At 69.6% G+C, this 7,260-nt stretch carries 6 protein-coding genes; all 6 read left to right on the top strand.

What is annotated here, in order from left to right; genetic code table 11:
- The coding region (locus tag AC1D15_RS12740; protein WP_477826260.1) for an acyl-CoA dehydrogenase family protein at positions 1-520 on the top strand (520 nt) is incomplete at its 5' end.
- 148 nt (positions 521-668) lie between these two features.
- Complete coding sequence (locus tag AC1D15_RS12735) at positions 669-1,589, top strand: amino acid--[acyl-carrier-protein] ligase (RefSeq protein WP_465113877.1); 921 nt, start codon at positions 669-671, stop codon at positions 1,587-1,589.
- Positions 1,590-1,599: 10 nt separating this feature from the next.
- Positions 1,600-2,571 carry a DUF1839 family protein gene (locus AC1D15_RS12730; RefSeq protein WP_477826259.1) on the top strand — a complete coding sequence of 324 codons (972 nt, stop codon included), beginning with the start codon at positions 1,600-1,602 and terminating at the stop codon, positions 2,569-2,571.
- Between the two features lie 11 nt (positions 2,572-2,582).
- Entirely contained in the window at positions 2,583-5,039 is a 2,457-nt protein-coding gene (locus AC1D15_RS12725; RefSeq protein ID WP_477826258.1) for a glycoside hydrolase family 2 protein, read from the top strand.
- Entirely contained in the window at positions 5,029-6,837 is a 1,809-nt protein-coding gene (locus AC1D15_RS12720; RefSeq protein ID WP_477826257.1) for an alpha/beta fold hydrolase, read from the top strand. The genes AC1D15_RS12725 and AC1D15_RS12720 overlap by 11 nt, the downstream gene beginning before the upstream one ends.
- A 121-nt stretch (positions 6,838-6,958) precedes the next feature.
- The coding region (locus AC1D15_RS12715) for a hypothetical protein (protein WP_477826256.1) at positions 6,959-7,260 on the top strand (302 nt) is incomplete at its 3' end.

Below are 7,260 nucleotides of genomic sequence, written 5' to 3'. Positions count from 1 at the left end.
GGGCCGTGCCGAGCAGATCCTGCCGCAGCCGTATGCCGACATCCACCGCCGCACGATGCACCCGTTCTCGCACGTGGTCTGGGCCTCGCTGTGGCTGGGCCTGTCGATCGACGCGGTGAACCGGGCGCGCAGCGCGGTGCGGGCCGAGGCGCGCAAGAACCCGAGCGTGACGCCGATCTCGGCGACGCGCCTGGCCGAGCTGGACACGGTGCTGTTCTCGATGCGCGGCGGCGTGTACCAGACGCTGCGCGAGTACCACGACCTGCTGATCGCCAACGATCCCGAGGCCTACACGGGCTTCGCCTTCGCGATCAACATCAACAACCTGAAGCTGACGGCCTCGCAGTTCGTCGTCGAGGTGGTCGGCAAGGCGATGCTGATCTGCGGCATCCAGGGCTACCGCAACGATTCGAAGCTGACGCTCGGCCGCCATCTGCGCGATGCGTATGGCGCGGCGCTGATGGTCAACAACGACCGCATCCTGGGCCAGAGCGCCACGATGCAAATTGTCCAGCGATAGATATGACCCACCCCCGAAGCGCCTTCGGCGCCTCCCCCTCTAGGGGGCGCCGCCAGCGGCCCGGCAGAGCCGGCTCCGCGGCGTCCGCTGGATCGCAAGGCTGGCGCGCGCTGGCACCTTCTGTGTTTCTTGCAAGGAACTGATTGCCATGTGCACCCAACACGACGATCCCTACAAGCAGTACCAGGCCGAACTGATCGAAGCCGGCCTGCTGATTCCCTCGGGCGTGCGCGGCGTCTACGGCCGCAGCGGCACCTTCGAGAACATCATCGACCAGTTCGAGGGCCTGGTGACGCGCGAAGGCGCGTTCCAGAACGCCGAGGTGATGCGCTTCCCGCCGATCTTTCCGCGGGCGAATTACGCGCGCATCGACCACATCAACAATTTCCCCGACCTGATGGGCTCGGTGCACAGCTTCCTCGGCGGCGAGAAAGAACACCAGGCCATGCTCGGCAAGTTCGAGGCCAAGGAAGACTGGACCTCGTCCCTGTCGCCGGCCGAGGTGATGCTGGTGCCCGCCGCCTGCTACCCGCTGTACCCGACCGCCACCGGCACGCTGTCGGCCCAGGGCCGTGTCGTCGACCTGAAGACCTTCGTGTTCCGCCATGAGCCGTCGGACGACCCGGCGCGCATGCAGATCTTCCGCCAGCGCGAGTTCGTGCGCCTCGGCACGCCGGACCAGGCGCTGAACCACCGCAACGACTGGCTGGCGCGTGGCCAGGCCATCCTCGAATCGGTGGGCCTGCCGGTCAAGAAGGTGCTGGCCGACGACCCGTTCTTCGGGCGCGGCGCGCGCATCATGAAGGCCACGCAGCGCGAGCAGGACCTGAAGTACGAGCTGGTGGTGCCGATCTGCAAGGAAGACAAGCCGACCGCGATCACCTCGTGCAACTACCACCTCGACCACTTCGGCGTCTCGTTCGACATCCTGCAGGCCGATGGCACGCCGGCCCACACCGCCTGCATCGGCTTCGGGCTCGAGCGCATCGCGCTCGCGCTGCTGAAGACGCACGGCTTCGACCCGAAGCGCTGGCCGCACGAGGTGCGCCAGCAGCTTGCGATGGCCTGACGAGGACCGCATGAAACGTGTCCTGCCGATCGAGCCGGCGAGCTTCCAGCGCCACCCGATCCACACCGAGCCGCGCACCTGGGCCGAGACCAACTGCTACGCCGACGTGCTGATCGAGCTGCTGCACGGCCTCGGCCACGACCCGGTGCCGGCCCTCGCGTTCACGCTCGGCGTCGACTTCGAAGGCGACCAGTGGACCTTCTTCAAGTTCCCCGACGGCGACCTGTACGACCTGTATGGCGTCGACATCCAGGAACTCGCCGTCTGGCGCCCGCTGGTCGACCACATCGAGGACCAGGTCGCGCAAGGCCGGCCGGTGCTCGTGGAGCTCGACTCGTGGTTCCTGCCCGACACCGCCGGCTCGGCCTACCAGCTGGCGCACACCAAGTCGACGGTCGGCGTCAATGCGATCGACGTGAAGGCGCGTCGCATGGACTACTTCCACAACCAGGGCTTCTACGCGCTGGAAGGCGATGACTTCCGCGACGTGTTCCAGCTCGACGGGCTGGTGCATGAACGCATGCTGCCGCCGTACATCGAGTACCTGAAGGCCCGGCCCGGCTTCACGCCGCCGACCGGCGCCGCCCTCGTCGACGGCTCGCTCGCGCTGCTGAGCAAGCACCTGACGCGCGTGCCGGCGACGAACCCGTTCGAGCGCTTCAAGACGCAGTTCGCGAAAGACCTCGACTGGCTGATGCAGTCCGACATCGCGGTCTTCCACACCTATTCGTTCGCGACGCTGCGCCAGTACGGCGCCTGCTTCGAGCTGGCTGAGACCTACCTGCGCTGGCTCGCGGGGCAGGGCGTCGACGTGGCGGCGCCGGCCGATGCGTTCGCTCAGATCTCGCAGACCGCGAAAGCCTTCCAGTTCCAGCTCGCGCGCTCGATGGCCCGCAAGAAGGCGCTCGACCTGTCGCCGATCGATGCGATGGGCGAGGCCTGGGCGCTGGGCATCGCCGAGCTGCGCCGACGGCACGGGTGACGCACGCGGCCATGAACTCGGCGATCGCACTGGACAGCGGCTGGGAGATCGCTGCGGGTGCGCCTGACGCAGCCGGTGAACCGACGGCCTGGGCACCGGTGCGCGAACTCGGCACCGTGGGCGCCAGCCTCGGCGTCGAACTCGACACGCCGCACGGCCGCTACGACGCGCAGGACTGGTGGTACCGCTGCCGCTTCCCCGGCGCTGCGCCACGGGGCAGCGACCGCCAGCAACTGCGCTTCGACGGCCTCGCCGGCCTCGCCGAGGTGTGGCTGAACGATGAGCCGGTGCTGGGCACGCGCAACATGTTCACCACCGAGCGGGTCGACGTGACCGGCCGCTTGCGGCCCGACAACGAGCTGCGCATCCGCTTCCGATCGCTCGACGCCGAACTCGCGGCCCGCAAGCCGCGCCCGCGCTGGAAGACCGCGCTGGTCGATGCGCAGAACCTGCGCTGGGTGCGCACCACGCTGCTCGGCCGCATCCCCGGCTGGACACCGCCGATCCACCCGGTCGGTGTGTGGAAACCGGTGTGGCTGGAGACGGTCTCGCCCGGCGGCCTCGCGTCGATCGACCTGCAGTGCGATGCCGACGCGGGCGTCGCTCGACTGCGGCTGCGCGCCGCATTGACCGCCGGCAGCGACATCGCCGAAGCGCGTCTGCGCATCGGCGACCAGACCCATGCGCTGGTGCTCGACGGCGACACGCTGGCGGCCGACCTGCGATTGCCCGAGGTGCCGCTGTGGTGGCCGCACACGCACGGCGCGCCAGCGCTGGTGAGCTGCGCGATCGAGCTGCGCCAGGGCACGCACTGGACCTCGATCGACCGCGGCCGCATCGGCTTCCGGCAGGTCGAGGTGCGGCGCGACGACGGCCTCGTGCAGTTCCACGTCAACGGCACGCCGGTGTTCTGCCGCGGTGCCTGCTGGACCACCGACGATTTCCTGCGCTTGCACGGCGACCCGCAGCAGCTGCGCCGCACGCTGACGCTCGCGCGCGACGGCGGCCTGAACATGCTGCGCATCGGCGGCACGATGACCTACGAGTCGGACGCGTTCTACGCGCTGTGCGACGAGCTCGGCATCCTCGTCTGGCAGGACTTCATGTTCGCCAACATGGACTATCCCGTCGCCGACGAGGCCTTCCGCGCCGAGATCGAGCGCGAGGCTGACCAGCAGCTCGGCCGGCTGCAGGCCCACCCGTGCATCGCCGCGTACTGCGGCGGCAGCGAGGTCGAGCAGCAGGCCGCGATGCTGGGCCTGCCGGCCTCGGCGTGGAGCAACGATTTCTTCAGCGAGACGCTGCCGGCGCGCTGCGCCGCCCGCCATGCCGGCGTGCCGTACTTCCGCTCGTCGCCGTGCGAAGGGGCGCTGCCCTTCCACGTGGGCGTCGGCATCTCGCACTACTACGGCGTCGGCGCGTACCGGCGGCCGGTCAGCGATGCGAAGCACGCGGGCGTCAAGTTCACCACCGAGTGCCTCGGCTTCTCGCACGTGCCCGAGCCGGAGACGATCGAGCTGCTGGCCGGCCAGCCGACGATCGCGCCGCACCACCCGCTGTGGAAGCAGCGCCAGCCGCGCGACAACGGCGCCGGTTGGGATTTCGAGGACATCCGCGACCACTACCTGCGCGAGCTCACCGGGCTCGATCCGGTCGCGCTGCGCAGCACCGACATCGCGCGCTACCTGGCCGTGTCGCGCGCGGTCACTGGCGAGGTGCTGAAGCGCGTGTTCGCCGAATGGCGGGCTCCCGGCAGCGTCTGCGGCGGCGCTCTGGTGTGGTTCCTGAAGGACCTGTGGCCCGGCGCCGGCTGGGGGCTGGTCGACAGCACCGGCCGGCCGAAGGMGGTGTACTGGGCGCTGAAGCGCGCCTGGGCGGCGCGCACCGTGCTGATCACCGACGGCGGGCTCGACGGACTGCAACTGCAGGTGCACAACGAGGGCAGCGCGCCGTTCGCCGGCAGCGTCGAGTTCACGCTGTACCAGGACGGCCAGGTGCGCACCGCCGGCGGCAGCATCGGCGTGATGCTGGCGGCGAACGAGCGCCTTGCGCTGCAGGCCGACGCGCTGGTCGGGCATTTCGCCGACACCGCGTATGCGTACCGGTTCGGGCCGCCGCAGCACGATGTGGCGGTCGCGCGGCTGATTGACGAGGCAGGCCGGACGCTGGCCGAGGACTTCCACTTCCCGCATGGCCTGGACCTGCCGCCGCAGCGCGCCGGTGCGTTGACGGCGCAGGCCGCGCGCCTCGACGACGGCAGCATCGAGCTGATGCTGGAGAGCACGGCGCTCATCCAGTCGCTGTACATCGAGTGCGCCGGCTACGCGGCCGACGACCTGCATTTCCACCTGGCGCCGCAGTCGCGTCGCACGCTGCGCCTGCGCCCGCTCGACGCCGCGCCGCGCAAGTTCAAGGCGCACCTCGGCGCGCTGAACCTGCGAGAGACGGTGACCGTCCGTGCGGACTGACGACATCCCGCTGCAGCCGGACGCCACGCGGCGCCCTGAGGTAAGGCGCGAGCCGCTGATGCTCGGCACCGCCGAGCAGCCGCTGTTCGGCTGGTACCACGTGGCCGATGCGGTGCCGCGCCGCGATGCGGTCGTCGTGATCTGCAACCCGATGGGCTACGAGTACGCGCACGGCCACCGCTCGCTGCGCCACCTGGCCGACGACCTCGCGCGCTCGGGCGTGCCGGCGCTGCGTTTCGACTACCACGGCACCGGCGATTCGCCGGGGCTGGAGACCGACGCCGGCCGCTTGCAGCGCTGGCAGGACGACATCCATGCGGCGATCGCCGCGGCGCAATCGCTCAGCGGCAGCGCGCGCGTCGGCTTGCTCGGCGTGCGGCTGGGCGCGACGCTGGCGGCGCTGGTCGCCGTGCAGCGCGAGGTCGACTGGCTGGTGCTGTGGAACGTGTGCGCCTCGGGCCGGCGCCATGTGCGCGAGCTGCAGGCGCTCGACATGGCGGCCGGCGGCGGCCAGCGGCCGGTCAGCGCTCCGCTGGAGCCGGCGGGTTTCCTCGTGACCCGCGAGACGCAGGAGGCCGTGAAGGGCGTGCAGCTCACGCGCGAGGCCTTGCGTGTCAGCGGCCGCGCGCTGCTCGTCGCGCGCGACGACCTGATCGGCGAGGAAGAAGCGCTGCGCGAGCACCTGCTGACGCTCGGCATCGCGACCGATGCGATCGCCTGCGCCGGCTATGCCGACATGATGGCTGAGCCGGTGCACACCGTCGTGCCGCGCCAGGCGCTGGACGGCATCGTGCAGTGGATGGTGGCGCAGACCGCGCTGCGCGAGGCGGCACCGCCCTTGCTGCCGACGCCGGCCGGCGCGGCGCAGGCGCGCTTCGCGCATGCGATGGCCGACGGCCGCACGATCACGCTGACCGAGACGCTGTGTGCGCTCGGCAGCGAAGGGCAGCTGTTCGGGCTGCATGTGCAGGCCGATGGGGTGGATGCCACGCGGCCGATGATCGTGCTGTTCAACTCCGGCACCGTGCACCACGTCGGCCCGAACCGGCTGTACGTGACGCTCGCGCGCGAGTTCGCCGCGCTCGGCTTCCCGACGGTGCGCTGCGACCTGGAGGGCCTGGGCGACAGCGTGCAGCGCGGGACCGGTCGCGAGAACCACCCGTACCCCGACAGCGCGGTGCCCGATGCGCGGCAGATCCTGCACAGCCTGCGCGAGCGCTTCGGCGTGCACAGCTTCGTGCTGATGGGGCTGTGCTCCGGCGCCTACACCGCGTTCCAGACCGGGCTGGTCGAGCCGTCGCTGGTCAGCGAGCTGGTGCTGATCAACCCGCTGACTTGGCGCTGGGTCGAGGGCGATGCGGTGGACACGCAGCACTTCTCGGCGGTGGCGCACTACAAGGGCACGATGCGCCGGCTCGACAGCTGGAAGAAGCTGCTGCGCGGGCAGGTGAACCTGGTCTACCTCGGCGGCGTGCTGCTGTCGCACCTGCGCAAGCAGGTGATGTCGCGGGTGAGCGCCGTCAACGAGCTGCTGTTCCCGTCCCGCGGGCCACTGCTGTCGCGGCAACTGCGGCAGCTGTTCGCGGCGAAGCAGAAGGTGTCGCTGTTCGTGTCGTCCAACGATCCGGGCTGGGACATGCTGCAGGACGGTGCGCGGCAGACGGCACGGCGGGCGTTGAAGACCGGCGATCTGGCGCTGCAGTTCATCGACGAGGCGGACCACACGTTCTCGCGCGAGGCGGCACGGCTGCGGCTGGTGGCGGCGATCGGGCGCAGGCTGACAACCCGTTCGGGTTGAGCCTGTCGAAACCGGCGAGTCATACGGGCGTTTGGAACCATCAGCGAGCGCGTGTCACTCAGTGGACTCGTGTGCGGGACGCGTTCCCGTACGCAGTTGCATCACGCATTGCCACGTTGACATGAACCGCATCAAACCCAAGACCGCCCCCGGAAACAGACCGAGCCATTCACTCGACCCAAAGGGGCACAAAGGCCGGGATTTGCAGCTGTCGGTTGCAATCGCTGGTGCTCGTATCGCAGCCGCTGGGCGAGGCCTGCCCGGTGACTTGGCGAAGGAGATGGCGGATTGCTTCGTCAAGATGGGGGTGGATTTCGTGATTGATCTTGCGAAGTTGTTGCCCATTCCCATTCATGACGCGGAGGCGTTGCATCAAAAACTGTTCGAAGGGGAATGCACGGCATTGGCCGATGCCTATGTGAA

It is taken from the genome of Rhizobacter sp. P2_H2, assembly GCF_056403375.1.
The sequence above is the reverse complement of the archived record's forward strand: the minus strand, read 5'-3'. Positions and strand labels throughout refer to the sequence as shown.

Coding starts and splice junctions, on each gene's coding strand:
- AC1D15_RS12735 (WP_465113877.1), top strand. CDS start 669: ATGTGCACCCAACACGACGATCCCTACAAGCAGTACCAGGCCGAACTG.
- AC1D15_RS12730 (WP_477826259.1), top strand. CDS start 1,600: ATGAAACGTGTCCTGCCGATCGAGCCGGCGAGCTTCCAGCGCCACCCG.